Source organism: Streptomyces sp. NPDC093984 (genome assembly GCF_044764595.1).
Taxonomy (GTDB): Bacteria; Actinomycetota; Actinomycetes; order Streptomycetales; family Streptomycetaceae; genus Streptomyces; species Streptomyces cynarae.
The window spans coordinates 207,626-224,807 of record NZ_JBIWIM010000004.1; the positions used below are offsets into that span (position 1 = coordinate 207,626).

Annotated in this window: 20 protein-coding genes; 9 read left to right on the plus strand and 11 right to left on the minus strand. The window is 71.7% G+C overall.

The window, feature by feature from the left end; genetic code table 11:
* Nucleotides 1-5 precede the first annotated feature (5 nt).
* From ACIRC0_RS16940 to ACIRC0_RS16955, 4 genes are all read right to left on the minus strand, one after another.
* A complete protein-coding gene (locus ACIRC0_RS16940) occupies nucleotides 6-1,367 on the minus strand; it encodes a hypothetical protein (RefSeq protein WP_403616909.1) in 1,362 nt (453 codons plus the stop codon).
* On the minus strand, nucleotides 1,364-1,960 hold the full coding sequence (locus ACIRC0_RS16945) for a SigE family RNA polymerase sigma factor (RefSeq protein WP_263234852.1): 597 nt from the start codon (nucleotides 1,958-1,960) through the stop codon (nucleotides 1,364-1,366). Before ACIRC0_RS16945 ends, ACIRC0_RS16940 begins: the two co-directional genes overlap by 4 nt.
* A gap of 465 nt (nucleotides 1,961-2,425) precedes the next feature.
* Nucleotides 2,426-3,505: an aspartate-semialdehyde dehydrogenase gene (locus ACIRC0_RS16950; RefSeq protein WP_403616912.1), complete on the minus strand. Its 1,080-nt coding sequence runs from the start codon at nucleotides 3,503-3,505 to the stop codon at nucleotides 2,426-2,428.
* Nucleotides 3,502-4,794, minus strand: coding sequence for an aspartate kinase (locus ACIRC0_RS16955; RefSeq protein WP_388570282.1), 1,293 nt, complete (start codon nucleotides 4,792-4,794; stop codon nucleotides 3,502-3,504). The genes ACIRC0_RS16950 and ACIRC0_RS16955 overlap by 4 nt, the downstream gene beginning before the upstream one ends.
* Nucleotides 4,795-5,131: 337 nt before the next feature.
* On the opposite strand from ACIRC0_RS16955, the gene ACIRC0_RS16960 reads away from it, so the two are divergent.
* The gene (locus ACIRC0_RS16960) at nucleotides 5,132-5,866 is read left to right on the plus strand and encodes a TSUP family transporter (RefSeq protein ID WP_403616915.1); all 735 of its coding nucleotides are present in this window, start codon (nucleotides 5,132-5,134) and stop codon (nucleotides 5,864-5,866) included.
* Nucleotides 5,867-5,891: 25 nt separating this feature from the next.
* Here ACIRC0_RS16960 and ACIRC0_RS16965 read toward each other — a convergent pair whose 3' ends face one another.
* The 3 genes from ACIRC0_RS16965 to ACIRC0_RS16975 form a co-directional block, all read right to left on the minus strand.
* Nucleotides 5,892-6,551: a DUF5063 domain-containing protein gene (locus ACIRC0_RS16965; protein WP_403616917.1), complete on the minus strand. Its 660-nt coding sequence runs from the start codon at nucleotides 6,549-6,551 to the stop codon at nucleotides 5,892-5,894.
* On the minus strand, nucleotides 6,544-7,143 hold the full coding sequence (gene recR / locus ACIRC0_RS16970; RefSeq protein WP_103837909.1) for a recombination mediator RecR: 600 nt from the start codon (nucleotides 7,141-7,143) through the stop codon (nucleotides 6,544-6,546). Before recR ends, ACIRC0_RS16965 begins: the two co-directional genes overlap by 8 nt.
* A 139-nt stretch (nucleotides 7,144-7,282) precedes the next feature.
* On the minus strand, nucleotides 7,283-7,621 hold the full coding sequence (locus ACIRC0_RS16975; RefSeq protein WP_103837908.1) for a YbaB/EbfC family nucleoid-associated protein: 339 nt from the start codon (nucleotides 7,619-7,621) through the stop codon (nucleotides 7,283-7,285).
* Nucleotides 7,622-8,016: 395 nt separating this feature from the next.
* On the opposite strand from ACIRC0_RS16975, the gene ACIRC0_RS16980 reads away from it, so the two are divergent.
* A complete protein-coding gene (locus ACIRC0_RS16980) occupies nucleotides 8,017-8,781 on the plus strand; it encodes an SLATT domain-containing protein (protein ID WP_403616920.1) in 765 nt (254 codons plus the stop codon).
* 12 nt (nucleotides 8,782-8,793) lie between these two features.
* Here ACIRC0_RS16980 and ACIRC0_RS16985 read toward each other — a convergent pair whose 3' ends face one another.
* Complete coding sequence (locus tag ACIRC0_RS16985) at nucleotides 8,794-10,677, minus strand: serine/threonine-protein kinase (RefSeq protein ID WP_403616922.1); 1,884 nt, start codon at nucleotides 10,675-10,677, stop codon at nucleotides 8,794-8,796.
* A gap of 200 nt (nucleotides 10,678-10,877) precedes the next feature.
* On the opposite strand from ACIRC0_RS16985, the gene ACIRC0_RS16990 reads away from it, so the two are divergent.
* The 3 genes from ACIRC0_RS16990 to ACIRC0_RS17000 all read left to right on the plus strand — a co-directional run bounded on the left by ACIRC0_RS16990 (nucleotide 10,878) and on the right by ACIRC0_RS17000 (nucleotide 13,948).
* Nucleotides 10,878-12,233: an aspartate aminotransferase family protein gene (locus tag ACIRC0_RS16990; RefSeq protein ID WP_403616924.1), complete on the plus strand. Its 1,356-nt coding sequence runs from the start codon at nucleotides 10,878-10,880 to the stop codon at nucleotides 12,231-12,233.
* A 105-nt stretch (nucleotides 12,234-12,338) separates the two neighbouring features.
* A complete protein-coding gene (locus ACIRC0_RS16995) occupies nucleotides 12,339-13,046 on the plus strand; it encodes a GntR family transcriptional regulator (protein ID WP_403616926.1) in 708 nt (235 codons plus the stop codon).
* A gap of 251 nt (nucleotides 13,047-13,297) precedes the next feature.
* Complete coding sequence (locus ACIRC0_RS17000) at nucleotides 13,298-13,948, plus strand: hypothetical protein (protein ID WP_403616928.1); 651 nt, start codon at nucleotides 13,298-13,300, stop codon at nucleotides 13,946-13,948.
* Nucleotides 13,949-13,993: 45 nt separating this feature from the next.
* Here ACIRC0_RS17000 and ACIRC0_RS17005 read toward each other — a convergent pair whose 3' ends face one another.
* Both ACIRC0_RS17005 and ACIRC0_RS17010 read right to left on the minus strand, forming a co-directional pair.
* Entirely contained in the window at nucleotides 13,994-14,443 is a 450-nt protein-coding gene (locus ACIRC0_RS17005; protein ID WP_403616930.1) for a hypothetical protein, read from the minus strand.
* Entirely contained in the window at nucleotides 14,440-14,706 is a 267-nt protein-coding gene (locus ACIRC0_RS17010) for a hypothetical protein (RefSeq protein ID WP_403616933.1), read from the minus strand. Before ACIRC0_RS17010 ends, ACIRC0_RS17005 begins: the two co-directional genes overlap by 4 nt.
* Before the next feature lie 275 nt (nucleotides 14,707-14,981).
* Here ACIRC0_RS17010 and ACIRC0_RS17015 point away from each other — a divergent pair, with 275 nt between their 5' ends.
* Nucleotides 14,982-15,341 carry a DUF6247 family protein gene (locus tag ACIRC0_RS17015; RefSeq protein ID WP_403616936.1) on the plus strand — a complete coding sequence of 120 codons (360 nt, stop codon included), beginning with the start codon at nucleotides 14,982-14,984 and terminating at the stop codon, nucleotides 15,339-15,341.
* Nucleotides 15,338-15,511: a hypothetical protein gene (locus ACIRC0_RS17020; RefSeq protein ID WP_403616939.1), complete on the plus strand. Its 174-nt coding sequence runs from the start codon at nucleotides 15,338-15,340 to the stop codon at nucleotides 15,509-15,511. Before ACIRC0_RS17015 ends, ACIRC0_RS17020 begins: the two co-directional genes overlap by 4 nt.
* A gap of 91 nt (nucleotides 15,512-15,602) precedes the next feature.
* Here the strand turns inward: ACIRC0_RS17020 and ACIRC0_RS17025 are convergent, their stop codons facing one another.
* Nucleotides 15,603-15,995 (minus strand): hypothetical protein, encoded by a 393-nt coding sequence (locus tag ACIRC0_RS17025; RefSeq protein WP_403616942.1) that lies wholly within the window; start codon nucleotides 15,993-15,995, stop codon nucleotides 15,603-15,605.
* Nucleotides 15,996-16,111: 116 nt separating this feature from the next.
* On the opposite strand from ACIRC0_RS17025, the gene ACIRC0_RS17030 reads away from it, so the two are divergent.
* Complete coding sequence (locus ACIRC0_RS17030; RefSeq protein WP_403616944.1) at nucleotides 16,112-16,957, plus strand: Scr1 family TA system antitoxin-like transcriptional regulator; 846 nt, start codon at nucleotides 16,112-16,114, stop codon at nucleotides 16,955-16,957.
* A complete protein-coding gene (locus tag ACIRC0_RS17035; RefSeq protein WP_403616946.1) occupies nucleotides 16,954-17,157 on the plus strand; it encodes a DUF397 domain-containing protein in 204 nt (67 codons plus the stop codon). Before ACIRC0_RS17030 ends, ACIRC0_RS17035 begins: the two co-directional genes overlap by 4 nt.
* Nucleotides 17,158-17,182 lie beyond the last annotated feature (25 nt).

The window sequence follows — 17,182 nt, forward strand, 5'->3', positions numbered from 1 at the left end:
CGGGCTCAGGACCCCGCCAGCATCCCCGTGTGGTAGATCGTGCCGGCGCAGGCGTTCGCGATGGTGGTCGAGGAGCTCGCTGAGCCGGTGCCCGGGGTGAGGGAGACGGTCACGCTGCCGTCGGCCACGCCGTCCTCCGTCATGAGCTGCGGTGCCGTGCCGCTGCTCTCCGGGCTGGAGCCGCCGCCGCTGGTGCTCGTGCTGTCCGAGGGGCTCGGGTCGGGTGAGGCGCCCCCGCCACCCCCGGTACCGCTGCCCGTGGTCGGGCAGGTCTCCGAGGGCACCCAGGCGAACTTGACCTCGTACGCCGCACCGGGCTTGAGCACCAGGGAGGAGACTTCCTGCGTGGGGTCGGGCAGGCCGGTGGCAGGGTCGCCGGTGACGTGGTTCACCACGGTGATCTTGGCGGGGTCCGCCGCGCCCTGGGCGGTCGTGGTGACGGTGCCGCTGCCCGAGACCGTACAGCTCGTGGTGGAGGCGTTGGTGACGCGGAACGTGCCGTAGACCGCGCCGGTGGAGTCCGGGGCGCCCGCGGTGGCGGTCGGCTGGCCGAGCTGGGCCGCGGTGCACGCGGGGGCGGTCTGCGCGGAGGCCGACGGGTTCGTCCCGCCGGTGGCTCCGTCGGCCGTCCCCTTGCCCTTGTCCTCCTGGCCCTTCTGGCTCCCCTTGCCCGTCTCCTTCGACGTCCCGGCCGAGCCGGCGGAGCCGCTGGAGCCGCCGTCCGGGCCCTTGCCCTGGTCGGCGCCGCCCTGCGCCTGTGAGGCCTGGCCGGCGATGGACGGGTCGGCGTTCGAACCGGTGGCGTTCGAGACGTGGACGAGGGCCGGGATCGCGGTGCCGACGAACAGGGCGGCGGCCGCCATGCCGACCACGGCCTGCCGCTTGCGGGCCCGCCGGGCGGGTACCGCGCGCCGCAGATGGTCGAGGCTGCCCTCACGCGGCTCGATGTCGCCCACGGCCTGGTGCAGCATCCGCCGCAGCGCCAGTTCGTCGGAACCGAGCCCCTCGGGCATCCCGTCGTCGCCAGGGGGCAGATCTTCGCCACCGCCGCCGGAGCCCGACCCGGCCCCGCCGCCCCCGAGCGCCGCCAGGAGCCGGTCCCGCCCCGCGCCGAGGCCGTCACCGGCACCGCCCGTGTCCCTGCCGAAGGCTTCGGAGGGGTGGTCCGCGGCGGCGCGGTGCCGTCCGGTGTCCGCACGGACGTGGTCGTCGGGGCGGTGGTTCACGGTTCCGTTCCCAGCGTGCTGCTCGTGGTCGGCCTCGAGCGGCCCTGGCCGGTCCGTCGGCTCGTGCCACTCGTACGGTTCGTGTCGTTCGTGGGAGTCGCGCCCCCAGGGGGTGGTGCGCCGCTCCTCGTACTTGCTCATGCCGATGCCCCCATGGCGACACGGAGCGCCGCGATGCCGCGCGAGCCGTACGCCTTCACCGAGCCCAGCGATATCCCCAGCGTCTGAGCCACCTGAGCCTCGGTCATATCGGCGAAGTAGCGCAGCACCAGGACCTCACGCTGACGGCGCTGCAGGCCCTTCATCGCCTTGATCAGCGAGTCGCGCTCCAACTGGTCGTACGCGCCCTCCTCCGCGCTCGCCATGTCCGGCATCGGCTTCGTCAGCAGCTTCAGGCCGAGGATGCGGCGGCGCAGCGTGGAGCGCGACAGGTTGACGACGGTCTGGCGGAGGTACGCGAGCGTCTTCTCCGGGTCGCGCACGCGCTTGCGCGCGGAGTGCACGCGGATGAACGCCTCCTGGACGACGTCCTCGCAGGACGCGGTGTCGTCGAGGAGGAGCGCCGCCAGACCCAGCAGGGAGCGGTAGTGGGCGCGATAGGTCTCGGTGAGGTGGTCGACCGTGGTGCCGGCGACCGTCGTCTCCTCAGCGCCCTCGCGCTGGTTCGGTATGCGGGTGGGCCGCGCTGCGGGCATGGGGGCGATCACCGGCATGCCGCCGGGCGCGCCGGGCATCCGGGGGCGGCGGGGCGGACGAAGGGCCGCGCCCCTCGCCTGTACCGCGGTGAATTCGAGTACCTCTGCCACGCCAGTTGGACACGTCTGCCCCCGCCAGGGTTGTACGCGACAGGCATCACGTTCGCGTCGGACAGCACATCCGTCTGCACGTCCCCTCCTGCGCCCCCCAGCGCACCGGACCGTGCGTCAAGTGCCCTCATGCGTACCAGCTCTTCCCCTATGCCCCGTTTGTGGTGGTGCTCAGCCCCCCGAAGGGCGACCGCAAAGACGCTCCCCGCCCTGCGCACGGTTGCGGAGGGCGGGGAGAGAAATCTTGGAACGCCGAGAGACTTCGATTCAAGGTCCGGACCACGGGATGGTCCGTGCAACCCACACAGATCCTACAAACGTTTCAGCCAACGGCCAGGGGTTTCCGGCCGTCGGCCGTCTGCCGGGGCTCTACGTCGGCCGTCTGCCGGGGCTCTACGCGGTGGCGCCCAGCTCCCCTGCCACCAGCTCGGCGATCTGCGCAGTGTTCAGTGCGGCGCCCTTGCGCAAGTTGTCGCCGCAGACGAAGAGTTCGAGCGCCGTCGGGTCGTCCAGGGCCCGCCGGACCCGGCCGACCCACGTGGGGTCGGTGCCCACCACGTCCGCGGGCGTGGGGAATTCGCCCGCCTCCGGGTTGTCGAACAGGACGACACCGGGCGCTGTGGCGAGGATCTCGCGCGCCCGGTCCACCGTGACCTCGCCCTCGAAGCAGGCGTGGACGGTCAGCGAGTGCGTGGTGACCACCGGCACGCGGACACAGGTGACGGCCACGCGCAGCTTGGGCAGCCCCAGGATCTTGCGGGACTCGTCGCGGACCTTCATCTCCTCCGAGGACCACCCGTCCTCGCGCGGCGACCCGGCCCACGGCACGACGTTGAGCGCGACGGGCTCCGGGAAGGGCCCGGTGTTGTCGCCCACCACGCGCCGTACGTCACCGGGCTTGGTCCCCAGCTCCGTGCCCGCGACCAGCGACAGCTGCTGCCGCAGCGTGTCGATGCCCGCGCGGCCCGCGCCGCTGACGGCCTGGTACGAGGAGACGACCAGCTCGCGCAGCCCGAACTCGGCGTGCAGGGCGCCGAGGGCCACGATCATCGACAGCGTCGTGCAGTTGGGGTTGGCGATGATGCCGCGCGGACGCACCCGGGCGGCATGCGGGTTGACCTCCGGCACGACCAGCGGGACATCGGGGTCCATGCGGAACGCGCCCGAGTTGTCCACCACGATCGCCCCCAGCGCGGCGGCGATGGGCGCCCAGTGCGCCGCGACCTCGTCCGGTACGTCGAACATCGCGACGTCGACGCCGACGAACGCCTCTTCGGAGATCGCCATGACCTCGACCTCCTCGCCGCGCACGGCCAGCTTGCGGCCGGCCGAGCGCGGCGAGGCGAGCAGACGGATCTCGCCCCAGATGTCCGCGTGCTGGGACAGGATCTGGAGCATGACCGAGCCGACGGCCCCGGTCGCACCCACGACCGCGAGCGTCGGCTTCGTCCCCCCACGGGGGAGCCCGGTCATCGCCCGGTGCCTCCGTAGACGACCGCCTCGTCGCTCTCGGAGTCCAGACCGAACGCGGTGTGCACGGCGCGGACCGCCTCGGGCACGTCGTCCTTGCGCGTGACGACCGAGATACGGATCTCGGAGGTCGAGATCAGCTCGATGTTCACGCCCGCGTCGGACAGCGCGGTGAAGAAGTCGGCCGTGACGCCGGGGTTCGTCTTCATCCCGGCGCCGACGAGGGAGATCTTGCCGATCTGGTCGTCGTAGCGCAGCGAGTCGAAGCCGATCGCGGTCTTGGCCTTCTCCAGGGCGTCGATCGCCTTGCGCCCCTCGCTCTTCGGCAGCGTGAAGGAGATGTCCGTCAGGCCCGTCGACGCGGCCGACACGTTCTGCACGACCATGTCGATGTTGATCTCGGCGTCCGCGATGGCGCGGAAGATCGAGGCGGCCTCGCCCGGCTTGTCCGGCACGCCGACGACCGTGATCTTGGCCTCGGAGGTGTCGTGCGCGACACCGGAGATGATGGCCTGCTCCACCTTCGTTTCCCCTTGCTGCTGTGTCTTTTGAACGACTGGCTCGCTGCTGACCCACGTGCCCTGCAGCCCGCTGAAGGAGGAGCGGACGTGGATCGGGATGTTGTAGCGGCGGGCGTACTCCACACAGCGGTGGAGCAGCACCTTGGAACCGGACGAGGCCAGCTCCAGCATGTCCTCGAAGGAGATCCAGTCGATCTTCCGGGCCTTCTTCACCACGCGCGGGTCGGCGGTGAACACGCCGTCGACGTCGGTGTAGATCTCGCACACCTCGGCGTCGAGGGCGGCCGCGAGGGCCACCGCCGTGGTGTCCGAGCCGCCACGGCCCAGCGTGGTGATGTCCTTCTTGTCCTGACTGACGCCCTGGAAGCCGGCGACGATGCAGATGTTGCCCTCGTCCAGCGCGGTCCGGATGCGGCCGGGCGTCACGTCGATGATCCGGGCTTTGTTGTGGACCGAGTCGGTGATGACACCTGCCTGGCTGCCGGTGAACGACTGGGCCTCGTGCCCCAGGTTTTTGATCGCCATGGCCAGCAGTGCCATGGAGATCCGCTCTCCGGCGGTCAGCAGCATGTCGAGCTCGCGCCCGGCAGGGATCGGGGAAACCTGCTCGGCGAGATCGATCAGCTCGTCCGTCGTGTCGCCCATCGCGGAAACCACGACAACCACCTGGTTGCCGTTCTTCTTCGCTTCCACGATCCGCTTGGCGACGCGCTTGATGCCTTCGGCATCGGCTACGGAGGAGCCTCCGTACTTCTGCACGACAAGGCCCACGTGCGCTCCTCGCTCAGTCCGTCTCTTTCCGCGCCTGCGAGACGCAGGTGCGGTCGGCTCAGTCTATCGAGCGACCCAATTTCCCTTCCGGGATACCGCATGGTGAGATGTCCCGCTCACGCGGGGATCATCCCGGTTTTCTTCGGGCGTGCGACGGCCGTACGGCGGTTTTTCACCACCGCTTTCCGTCGGCACCCGAGGCCGCTCAGCACGGCATCTGCCCCGGGGCCGGGACGGTACGCGAAACGTGCCGCGAGTCACAGCCCGGAGGTGTGATCACCTTTCAGGCATGAGTGTCATGGACGCGTGACGCCGAATGGCGCGAGGATGCCGACCCGTGACGCATGGGTGGGCGGGAGACGTGCTGCTGGCCGGGATCGTGCTGCTCGGCGGGTGTGTGCAGTGGCTGACCGGGATGGGGTTCGCTCTCGTCGCCGTGCCCGCGCTCGTGCTGCTGCTCGGTCCCGCCGAGGGCGTCGTGCTCGCCAACTGCGCCGCGGGGGCCGTCAGTGTCGTCGGGGTCGCCGAGGGGTGGCGCAGGGTGCGGGCCCCGGTGATGGTGCCGTTGTGCGTCGCCGCCGTGATCACCGTGCCCGCCGGGACGTGGGTCGCCCGACAGCTGCCGGAACCGCTGCTGCTGGCGTCCATGGGGGCGCTCGTCACCGTGGCGGTGACGCTGGTCGTACGGGGCCTGCGGGTGCCCGCCCTGCGCGGCGGCCGGGGGGCCGTCGTCGCCGGGGGCCTGGGCGGGTTCATGAACTCGGCCGCCGGGGTCGGTGGACCGCCCGTCTCCCTGTACGCCCTGAACGCCGGCTGGAGCGTGCGGGAGTTCGTGCCGAACGCGCAGTTCTACGGCGTCGTCGTGAACGCGGTGTCCGTGGCGTCCAACGGTCCGCCCCGGCTCACCGCGCCCGTCTGGGCCCTCGCCGTCCTGGCCCTGGCGGCAGGAGCCCTGATCGGCAGGGCGCTCGCCGGACGCGTGCCCGAGCGACGCGCCCGGGCCCTCGTCCTGCTGCTCGCGCTGGCCGGAGGTGTGAGCACCCTCGGAAAGGGGGTCGCCGGGCTGGTGTGAGCGCCCGGCCCGTGGCCCAGCGGGCCTACTTCACCGGCCGCAGCCCCAGCGGGTCCGCGATCTCCTTGGCCATGACCCGGCCGGCCTCCTCCGCGAGTATCTCGTCGCCGAGGTCCTGGTCGGTGTCGAGGCCGTCCAGTTCCTCCAGGGGCTGGTTCAGGCGGACGTGCGCGACCACGGACTGCAGGGCGCGGAGCGTGGCGGAGGCGGTGGCGCCCCAGTTGGAGAAGTACGAGAACTGCCACCACCACAGGGCCTCCGTGGTGCGGCCGGCCCGGTAGTGGACCATGCCGTGGCGCAGGTCCGTGATGACGTCCGCCAGGTCGTCGGAGATACGGGCCGGGACCGGGGCCTTGCGCGGCTCGTACGGGTCGAAGACCTCGGAGTAGACGTCGATCGGGTCCAGCATGGCGGCGAGCCGTTCGCGCAGCTCGTCCACGTCCGGCTCCGGGCCCGGGTCCGGCTCGTAGCGCTCGTCGGGGACGATGTCCTCGTGCGCGCCGAGGCGGCCCCCGGCCAGGAGCAGCTGGGAGACCTCCAGCAGCAGGAACGGGACGGCCGAGTCCGGCTCGTCGCCCTTCGCGACCTCCGTGACGGCGACCAGGAAGCTCTCGATCTGGTCCGCGATCTGGACCGCGAAGTCGTCCGGGTCCTGCGTCGTCGCGTGCAGCGTGGCGTCAGACATCTAGGAGTCGTCTCCCCTCGAAGGCGCGGCCGAGGGTGACCTCGTCCGCGTATTCCAGGTCGCCACCCACCGGGAGGCCGCTGGCCAGGCGGGTGACCTTCAGGCCCATGGGTTTGATCATCCTGGCGAGGTACGTGGCCGTGGCCTCGCCCTCCAGGTTCGGGTCCGTGGCCAGGATCAGCTCGGTGACCGTGCCGTCGGCCAGTCTCGCGAGCAGTTCGCGGATGCGCAGATCGTCGGGGCCCACGCCCTCGATGGGGCTGATCGCGCCGCCGAGCACGTGGTAGCGGCCCCGGAACTCGCGGGTCCGCTCGATCGCGACGACGTCCTTCGGCTCCTCCACCACGCAGATGACGGACGGGTCACGGCGGGCGTCGCGGCAGATGCCGCACAGCTCCTCCTGCGCGACGTTGCCACAGGTCGCGCAGAAGCGGACCTTCGCCTTCACCTCGAGCAGCGCCTGGGCGAGGCGGCGCACGTCCGTCGGCTCGGCCTGCAGGATGTGGAAGGCGATCCGCTGCGCGCTCTTGGGACCGACGCCGGGCAGCCGCCCCAGCTCGTCGATGAGGTCCTGGACCACGCCTTCGTACAACGGACTGCCTTTCCTGAAGAGCTTCGGTACGTACGGTAGCCGGGCTCGGTTTCCTCGTACGTACGGTAGTTGGCGCTTGCCTTTCGCAGAAGGGACGGTCCGGTGGACACCCTTCCCCGGGCGGGTCCGCCCGGTGGGCTCAGAACGGCAGGCCGGGGATGCCGCCGCCGAGACCCTGGGCCAGCGGGCCGAGCTTCTGCTGCTGGAGCGCCTGCGCGTTCTCGTTGGCCGCCTGGACGGCCGCGACGATCAGGTCGGCGAGGGTCTCGGTGTCCTCCGGGTCCACCGCCTTGGGGTCGATGACCAGGGCGCGCAGCTCGCCGGCACCGGTGACCGTCGCCTTCACCAGACCGCCGCCCGCCTGACCGTCGACCTCGGTCCTCGCCAGCTCCTCCTGCGCGTTGGCGAGGTCCTGCTGCATCTTCTGGGCCTGCTGGAGCAACTGCTGCATGTTCGGCTGCCCACCACCGGGAATCACGATCAGCTCCTGCCTCGTACGGTTCGGCTTCGGATGTGCGTATGTGCGTATGTGCGTACGGATGTCAGGGCGGGGTTTGCCGCCTCGGCACGAGCCTACGTGGTCACCGGGGTGCGCGCTGGGGTAGCCCGTCCGGACTCGGTTCCCGCCCATGGCGGCACTCTTTCGAGTGAGTTTGCCGAGCGTCGTATACCCGACCAAGGCCCCCTTCCGGGCGGAAAAGCCGCGAAACCAGGTTGCCCGCCACCCGCCCGGCGGTAGGAAGGGTGCGGCGCTTCAGCACCATGCGTCACGAGCACACTGCGGGGGTGCACGAAGTGAGCAGCGCACGTACCGCGGAACGTGCAGGGGATTGTGCATCGCGGAACGTCATAGCCGTAGGTAGGGAGTGCCGGGTGAGTCAGCCGGAGATGCAGCCCGAGGGTCCGCTCCAGGACGGGCGGGGCGACGGAGCGGCGGGGCTGCGGCCGGGCGACCCGGGCGACCCCGGTGCCCCCGGCGACCTCATGGGCCGGCCGTTCCCGCACGGCGACTGGGGGGAGCCCGCGCAGCGGCTCGACGAGCTGTACCGGTGGGTGGAGCGGCGGGCGCTGGAGACGGCGGCCTGGTACCTCGCGAACCGCGTGTGGAAACGGCGAGGGGCGCAGGCGCTGCGCGCGGGCGCGGCGGTGGGCGCCGTGTGCGGGGCCGCGCTGCCACTGCTGGATCTGACCGGGGTGGCGGACGGGGTGGCGCCGTGGGCGTATCTGTCGCTGCTGGTGGGGGTGGCGTGTGTGGCCGGGGACCGGTACTTCGGGGTGACGTCCGGATGGATGCGGGACGTGGCGACGGCACAGGCGATCGGGCGGCGGCTGCAGGCGCTGCAGTTCGACTGGGCCTCGGAGAGCGTGCGGGAGGTGCTGGGGCCGACGGAGGGGACCGCGGCGGAGGCGGCGGAGCGCTGCCTTTCGGTGCTGCGGCGGTTCTCCGAGGACGTGACGGAGCTGATGCGGGCGGAGACGGCGGACTGGATGGCGGAGTTCCGCACCGGCTCGGCACCGCTGGCGATGCAGTCGTCGGGCGCGGCGGCGCCCCGCCCCGAGGGCACCTTGCCGGGGCGGTTCCCACCGCCGGGCGCACGGCCCAACATGCCCCGGCAGCGGCCGCCGGAGGCCCGGTGACCAGGCCTGTGTCTACCCCGCCTTCGTGTAGGTCAGGGCCTCGCCGGTGGTCGTGTTCACGCGCTTGAGGCGGCCGTCCGGGAGGAGCGTCAGCTCTGTCGCGCCGCCCGGGGCGCAGGACGACGCCGGCCGGCCGACGCTGACCGTGGACGGGCCGATCCTCAGCGGGCCGTTCGCGGCGGGCTTCTCGGCCAGCTCGGCCCGGAAGACGCAGTGGTACGTGTCGCCGTCGGCGGTCAGCGACAGCACCGTGTCGCCGACCCCGCCCTGCCGGATGACCAGGCTCCGGGTGTTGTGCCCGGTTTCGTTGTCGATCGCGGCGGTCCAGGTGCCGAGGTAGGCGTCGGGGACGGCACCCGGAGAGCCGGTACCGGCCGAGGCCGACGCGGACGCCGAGGCCGACGGGGACGGCTGCCCGGACGTGCCCGGGCCGGGGGTCGTGGGCCCGGCGGAGGTCCGCGACGGGGTGGGGCCGCCGGTGGTGCCGGTCCCGTCCCCGCGCAGCACCGCGTACACCGAACCGCCCGCACCGAGGGCGACGACCAGGGCGACCGCGATCAGCACGGCGGTGAAACGTCCGCTGCGCCGCGCAGGCGCCGGGTCCCCGTACGCGGGCGGACCGTACGGCGGCGTGCCCCAGCCTCCGGGGGCGGGCGGCCGAGGGTGCTGCGGCGGAGGCCCGAAGACGCCGGGCGGTGGCGGTACCGCGCCGTAGGGGCCGCCCGAGGCAGGGGGCGGCCCCGGGATCGTGGGAGCTGCCGGGGGTGCCGGAGCCGTGGGCGCATCCGCAGCCCCCGGAGCCCCCGCTCCCGCCGCCACCGGAACCCCCGGCGCCACCGAACGACCCCCCGGCCCCCTTGGGCCCTGAGGCCCCTCCAAACCTGCCTGCCCCTGCGGCCCCTCCGGACCTTCCCGCTCCCCCGGATCCTGCGGATACTCCGGATCCTCGGGATCCTCCGTGTCCAGCAACCGCACCGCATGGCGCCCCAGCTGGGCGACCAGGGCGCCCGGCAGCCACGGCTCGCGGCTCCGGCCCTCGCTGAGCGTGTCGTCGGCGCCCGTGCGTTCCAGGATCTGCGCCGGGGTCGGCCGCGCGGCCGGGTCCTTGTGCAGGCAGTCCCGTACCAGGTCCGACAGCCCCTCCGGCAGGCCCTCCAGGTCCGGGTCCTCCTGTGCGATGCGGAACATCAGGGCGTGCGCCCCGCTGTTCGCGCCCCCGAAGGGAAGGGTGCCCGTGGCGGCGTACGCGAGCACGGAGCCCAGGCAGAAGACGTCGCACGCGGGCGTGACGCGGTCGCCCCGCACCTGCTCGGGCGCCATGAACCCGGGCGACCCGACGAGCGCCCCGGTGCGCGTGAACCCGGCGCCCGTCAGGGTCTCCAGCGCGCGGGCGATGCCGAAGTCGATGACCCGGGGGCCGTCGATGGTCACGAGGACGTTGGACGGTTTCAGGTCGCGGTGGATGAGCCCGGCGGCGTGGATGTCCTGCAGGGCGTGGGCGAGCCCGGCGGCCAGCACGCGCACGGACCGCTCCGGCAGCGCACCGTGGTCCTGCGAGACGACGGTCTGCAGGGTCGGCCCGGCGACGTACCCGGTGGCGACCCAGGGGATGTCGGCCTCGGTGTCGGCGTCCAGGACGGGCGCGGTCCAGTACCCGCCGACCCGCCGTGCGGCCTGCACCTCCTGCCGGAAGCGGGCCCGGAACTCCTCCTGCTCGGCCAACTCCCGCCGCACGAGTTTCACCGCGACCGTACGGCCCCGGTCGGAGCGGGCCAGATACACGCTGCCCATACCGCCGGCCCCCAGCCGCGCCAGCAGCCGATAGCCCCCCGCGCTCCCCCGGAGCTTGAAGCCCGGGGGGACCCCCAGTGGATCCCCGGCCCCCAGCCGTTCCATCGCCGCCTCACCTACCCCCCTGTGCGTGCGACAGCCAGAGAATAGTGCCGCCCCAGAAGGAGTCGGCGGCAGCGGCGTGCACGGTTCCGTAACGGGGCCGCGCCGAAGCGCCCGGCACCCGACAACCTGTCGCGGAATACCCCGGACCGCAGACATCCCGCCCATGTCCCGCCCGACTCCGCCGCTCCTAGCCTCGCCGCATGATCCCTCAGACCGACCCCCAGGCCGGCGCCGCCGTCAAGGCCGCGGACCGTGCGCACGTCTTCCACTCGTGGTCAGCGCAGGAGCTCATCGACCCGCTCGCCGTCGCCGGTGCGGAGGGGTCGTACTTCTGGGACTACGACGGCAACCGCTACCTCGACTTCACCAGCGGCCTCGTCTTCACCAACATCGGCTACCAGCACCCCAAGGTCGTCGCCGCGATCCAGGAGCAGGCCGCGACCCTGGCCACGTTCGCGCCCGCCTTCGCCGTCGAGGCCCGCTCCGAGGCCGCCCGGCTGATCGCCCGGCGCACCCCCGGCGACCTGGACAAGATCTTCTTCACCAACGGCGGCGCCGACGCGGTCGAACACGCCGTACGCATGGCGCGCCTGCACACCGGCCGGCCCAAGGTGCTGTCCGCGTACCGCTCGTACCACGGCGGCACCCAGCAGGCCGTGAACATCACCGGCGACCCGCGCCGCTGGGCCTCCGACAGCGGTGCGGCGGGCGTGGTGCACTTCTGGGCGCCGTTCCTGTACCGCTCACGGTTCTACGCCGAGACCGAGCAGCAGGAGTGCGAGCGGGCGCTGGAGCACCTGGAGACGACCATCGCCTTCGAGGGGCCCGGCACGATCGCCGCGATCGTCCTGGAGACCATCCCGGGGACCGCCGGGATCATGGTCCCGCCCCGCGGCTACCTGGCGGGCGTGCGAGAACTGTGCGACAAGCACGGGATCGTCTTCGTCCTGGACGAGGTGATGGCCGGGTTCGGGCGCACCGGCGCATGGTTCGCGGCCGATCTCTTCGACGTGGTCCCCGACCTGATGACCTTCGCCAAGGGCGTCAACTCCGGCTATGTGCCGCTCGGTGGCGTCGCCATCTCGCCGAGGATCGCCGAGACCTTCGGCAGGCGGCCCTACCCGGGCGGTCTGACCTACTCCGGTCACCCACTGGCCTGCGCCGCCGCGGTCGCCACGCTCGACGTGATGGCCGAGGAGGGCGTCGTCGCGAACGCCGCCGTGGTCGGCGCGCAGGTCATCGAGCCGGGGCTGCGCGCGCTGGCCGAGCGGCACCCGTCGGTGGGCGAGGTGCGCGGCGTCGGCATGTTCTGGGCCCTGGAGCTGGTCAGGAACCGTGAGACCCGCCAGCCGCTGGTGCCGTACAACGCGGCCGGTGAGGCGAACGCCCCCATGACCGCGTTCGCCGCCGCCGCCAAGGCGCACGGTCTGTGGCCGTTCATCAACATGAACCGCACCCATGTCGTCCCGCCCTGCACGATCACCGAGGCGGAGGCGAAGGAGGGCCTCGCGGCCCTGGACGCGGCACTGTCCGTGGCCGACGAGTACACGGTCTGACCGGCTCCACCGCACATAGGGGGCTCACGGGTCCCCCACCGCGTAAGGTGACGTGTCTCCGGCACGAACACGCACCCGTACGCGGATGGGGGGACCCAGACAACGATGCCCGGCAACGGCGCCGTCACTCGTAGCACCCTGCGGCAGCAGATCGCGGACGCGCTCCGCGACGAGGTGCTGGCCGGCCGGTTGCAGCCGGGGCAGGAGTTCACGGTGAAGGAGATCGCCGAGCAGTACGGCGTCTCCGCGACCCCCGTCCGCGAGGCGCTGGTCGACCTGTCGGCGCAGGGTCTGCTGGACGCCGTCCAGCACCGGGGTTTCGAGGTCCGCGCCTACTCCCTGGACGACTACCGCGGCATGATCGAGGCCCGCAGCCTGGTCACGGACGGCATCTTCCACCGCCTCGTCGAGGACGGCGCCGGCACACGCCACCGCAGGTCCGCCGCTGACGATCCGCGCCGCACCGCCGCCCTCGCCGCGGTGCGCCGCCGCGGCGAGGAGGCCGAGCGCGCCGCCACCGCCGGCGACCTGAACATCCTCATCGGCTACGACCTGCGCTTCTGGCGCGAGCTGAGCGCCCTGTACGGCAACCCCTACCTCGCCGACTTCCTGCACCGGCTGCGCGTGCAGTCCTGGGTGTGCGTGGTGCAGCACCTGCGCCGGGTCACCGATCTGAAGGGCCGGCTCTGGTCCGGGCACACCGAACTCGTCGACGCCCTCGCCCGCCGCGACCCGGCCGCCGCGCACGCCGTGGTCGCCGCGTACAACGGGCACTCCCTCGCGCTGCTGGAGCGGCTGGCCGCTGCTGATTGAGCACGGCGCAGGCCGCGGACGTCTTGGAGGACATGCCGGCCATCCGCATCGACCTGTCCGTCGTCGTCCCGCCTACAACGAGGAGCGGCTCGGGCCCACGTCGAGGCCAAGTCCCCCTTCACCGCCGCCATGTAAGTGGGTGGGCGGGGTGTGGGTATGGGACCTGCACGGCTTGCACGGCTGAGCGCGACCGGCCGCCCGTACGCCCATTACGCTTCCTGCACCACACCGATAACCCGAGGAGCTTACTGTTGGCCTGTGACCTGTGGCTGGTCCCGCTCGTCGACGTGTTGTGCCACACCCCCGACAACCCGTTCGCCGAGGAACTCGCCCTCTACGACAAGGTGCTGGGCGAGGCCGGACTGCCGCCGGTGCCGGTGTACCAGTACATGCCGGGCCTGACCGGCGAGGTGGCCCCGGTCGCGGGATTCGACTACGACGCGCTGCACTTCCTGCGCCGCGCCTATCTGCTCCAGGTGTGCGGCCTCGCCGTGACCCCGGTCGACGAGCTGGGCGGCGACTACGAGCAGCTCCTGGAGATGTTCGAGTCGACGGCCCAGCAGTCGCACCTGGTGTGGCACTACGACCACGCCGGCGCCTACGTCCCGGTGGACTTCCCGCAGCCCCTGTCGAACGACGAACTCCTGGCGGGCGGCGGTCCGTTGGGCTCGGCGCAGGCGCTGCTGCGGGAGCTGGAGTTCGTGGCCCCGTCGATCGGCATCGACCCGGCGAACCCCCCGGCGGCCCCGGACGCGCCGCTTGCTCCCACGTCCCTGGAGGAACCCGCGCTTCCGGCTCCTTACGACCCGAGCCCGTTCGCCCGCGAACGCCATGTGTGGCTGGGCCTGCACGCGGCGGCCACGCGCAGCCTGGCGCAGGGCTCGATGATCGTCTTCAGCTGAGGCCGGGGAGGGGCTCCCGAGCGGGTGCCCCTCCCCGGCTCCTCGTCAGCTCTCGACGATGCGGATCGTACGGATGCCCGTGCCTCGGTACCGGGTGGGTGTCCTGGTCAGGACGGGACGGCCGCGAGGCCACCCCACCGTGGGCAGGGCGAGGTGCAGCACGTGCGCACCGCTCCAGTCCGGCTCCAGCTTGCCGTCGTCCCCTGCTTCTGCGGCGGCCGCCGTCCGCAGGCGCTTGCCCACGGCGGTTGCCGCAGCGAAGTCGAGCGCCTCGATGTCGACGGACGGCAGCGCGCCGAGGTGCTCGGCGACCCCCGCCCGCTCCCGCTCGGCGGCGGCCAGGCTGAGCGCCGGGATGTACACGCGCAGGGCGGGATCCTTCTCGGCCTCGACGACGAGCCGGGAGGCCATGCTGTTCCCCGCGCCGAGCGCGAGGGCGGCCGTGTCGTCGAAGATGACGGCACGCGGCAGCGGGTACTGGTCCTCCTCCCTCACTGGACCTCCCCGATGCGCCCGGCCTGCAGGTCGGCCCACAGCTTCTCGCCGGCCTTCTCGTCGTCCTCGGTATAGGGCCTGCCGAGGAAGTGCTCCTCGACGTACGCCCTGGTCTCCTCGTACCGCTTGCGCAGCTCTTCTTTGGTGGGCGTGGCCCCGGCCAGCTCCGCCACGAGGTCCCGCATGCTCATCCCTCGATCCCGGGCCAGCTCCTGGAGGCGGTCTCGGACAGCGGGGTCGACCTTGATCGTGGTGTCAGCCATGAGCTGAGTATACCGTCGGTATACCGCCTCAGGGCGTTCGAGTGGGACGGTCATCAGACTCCGTTTCTCTGAAGGACCCGGCGGCACGGGCGTGCGGCCGGGAGTCTGGGCGCTTACGCGGGCGCGGCCCGGCCCCGCAGCAGCGCCCATGCCAGCGCGCCGCCTCGCCGGCGGATTCACCGGCCTCCCACAGCGCAAGGCGCGCTAGAGTCCCCGTATGTCCCGGCCCTCCCTCAGGACCGGGCCCGCACCTGAGACACGAAGGGGCCAGCAGCGTGAGCGCACGGCAGGCGGAGCACGGTGACACTCCCCTGATCCCCCGCCCGGACCGCACTCCAGCAGCCCTCCGCGCGGCCTGCGCCGTTGTGGCACCTCACCTCCTCGCCGCCTACGACCAGGCCAAGGAACAGGCACTCGCCGAGGCGCTGGAGCACGACTCGATCAAACCCCTCCACGCCTACCTGACCCACTGGGGCGCGTTGATCGAGATCGAGCGGCACCCCGAGACGGCGAAGGCCTATCACCGCGCCGAATACCTCGCCCGGACCGCGAACACGCCGGACGAGGCCCGGGGACGCCTGATCACAGCGAGCAGCATCTACCGCGCTGCCGCCGAGGTGGTGCGCGCCGCGTGAGCTGGGCGTGGGAGTACGTTCCGGACGAGGAGACGGTGACAGCCGGTGCACCGCGCACGTTCCTCACCGAAGTTGAGAAGAAGGCCGCCGAACTGGTCAGGGCAGCCGAGGCGCTGCACCTCCAGGACCCGCTTACCAGGACGCCGAGGGTGCCAAGCACGCGTTCGTGAACGGCGGCTTCTTCGTCTACATGGTCACCCCACGCGCGGAGCTGGTCACCATCTGGCAGATCACCCCCGATCCCGACCTGTACGTGTGACCTCATCCGCATTCCAGCGCCGAGAGCAGGAGCAGCGTGTGGACGAGGTCGCCGGATGCCGTCGGCCGGTAGCGCCAACTCAGGGGCCAGGTCAGGCCGTCGAGCGCCGGGATCGGGATGTACGAGATGCGGTTCGGGCCGGCGGTGAGGCGCGTGACCCCGTCCGGCCAGGAGCGGTGGGACGTGCTGCCGACCGGGACGAGGAAGTAGACGGCACGTCTTCCGTTGTCCTCCTCGATGACGGGCCCCGGGGCTCCGCCGGTCATTCGGGCGAGACGGTCGGCGAGGGCGCGGCCCCGGTCGCCGTCGATCCGGAGGGCGTCGAACCGGACGCCGGCCTTGCGGAGTTGGATGCCGGTGGAGGGGATCCAGTCCAGGTCACTTTGCGTATTCATGCGGCCAGTTTCGACAGGCGGGGTTAGCGTCTTCCATAACTCTGTGTCGACCAATAGCAACGGTCGGAAACCGGCACAAGCGACTTGTGACCGGTTGAGTTCGGTTGAGTTCGGGGGTGACCGCAATGGCGCGGGCTGTGAACAAGGTGGAGGCGAGCGGGACGGCGCACCTGGTCGCCGCCCTGGCGAAGGCGCTGCGCGAGCAGCGGCAGCTGTCGCAGGAGGAGTTGGGGAAGAAGATCGGGTACACCGGGTCGGCGGTCAGCGCGATGGAGACGTGTGCGCAGCCCGCGAGCGACAAGATGCTCGTCAAGTTGGAGGAGGCGCTCGGCGGAGGCCTCGGGGTCTTCGAGAAGGCCCGCAGGTGGATGCTGCTGGAGAAGTACCCGGCACGCTTCCGCGGCTTCTCCGAGTTGGAGGCCGGGGCGGTCACGATCTGCTCGTACGAGACGCTGGTCGTGGACGGCCTGTTCCAGACGGAGGAGTACGCGCGGGCGCTGATCGGTGGTAGTTATCCTCCCGTCTCCGAGCAGAAGCGGGAGGAGCTGGTCGAGGCGCGCCTGGCCCGCCGGGCGCTCTTCGAGCGGGACCCGGCCCCCATGGTCGAGCTGATCCTCGAAGAGGGCGTACTGAAGCGACCGTTCGGCTCCTGGGCAGTGCTGCGCGGGCAATTGCGTTCGCTCGCCGAGGACGCCCGGAGGGACAATGTCTGCGTGCAGGTGCTCCCGATGGACCGCGGACTGCGCGGCACACACGCGGGCGACCGCGGCGCTATGAAGCTCGTGGAGACCAAGGAGCACGAGCACGTCGTCTACATGGAGATCGAGGACCAGGGCATTCTGATCAGCGATCCCCCGGAAGTGTCCCAACTGACGCACCGCTATGCGAAGATCCGCGCACAGGCCCTGAGTCCCGACGACTCGCTGGACCTCATCGAGAGGTTGGCAGGAGAAGAACGATGACCGGCAGCGGCACCCTTCGGTGGTTCAAGTCCAGCTACAGCGACGGCGGCGGCGGCAACTGCGTCGAAGTCGCCTACGAGGCACCCCACGGACACGTGGCCGCCATCCGCATCCGCGACTCGAAGAACCCCACCGGCCCCACCCTCACGGTGTCCTCCGGCGCGTGGGGCGCGTTCCTCAAGAGGGCCCGTACCCCGTGATCCCCCGGAAGGGGTGAACCGGACA

Coding starts and splice junctions, on each gene's coding strand:
- ACIRC0_RS16940 (WP_403616909.1), bottom strand. CDS start 1,367: ATGAGCAAGTACGAGGAGCGGCGCACCACCCCCTGGGGGCGCGACTCC.
- ACIRC0_RS16945 (WP_263234852.1), bottom strand. CDS start 1,960: ATGCCCGGCGCGCCCGGCGGCATGCCGGTGATCGCCCCCATGCCCGCA.
- ACIRC0_RS16950 (WP_403616912.1), bottom strand. CDS start 3,505: ATGACCGGGCTCCCCCGTGGGGGGACGAAGCCGACGCTCGCGGTCGTG.
- ACIRC0_RS16965 (WP_403616917.1), bottom strand. CDS start 6,551: ATGTCTGACGCCACGCTGCACGCGACGACGCAGGACCCGGACGACTTC.
- ACIRC0_RS16985 (WP_403616922.1), bottom strand. CDS start 10,677: ATGGAACGGCTGGGGGCCGGGGATCCACTGGGGGTCCCCCCGGGCTTC.
- ACIRC0_RS16990 (WP_403616924.1), top strand. CDS start 10,878: ATGATCCCTCAGACCGACCCCCAGGCCGGCGCCGCCGTCAAGGCCGCG.
- ACIRC0_RS16995 (WP_403616926.1), top strand. CDS start 12,339: ATGCCCGGCAACGGCGCCGTCACTCGTAGCACCCTGCGGCAGCAGATC.
- ACIRC0_RS17010 (WP_403616933.1), bottom strand. CDS start 14,706: ATGGCTGACACCACGATCAAGGTCGACCCCGCTGTCCGAGACCGCCTC.
- ACIRC0_RS17025 (WP_403616942.1), bottom strand. CDS start 15,995: ATGAATACGCAAAGTGACCTGGACTGGATCCCCTCCACCGGCATCCAA.
- ACIRC0_RS17035 (WP_403616946.1), top strand. CDS start 16,954: ATGACCGGCAGCGGCACCCTTCGGTGGTTCAAGTCCAGCTACAGCGAC.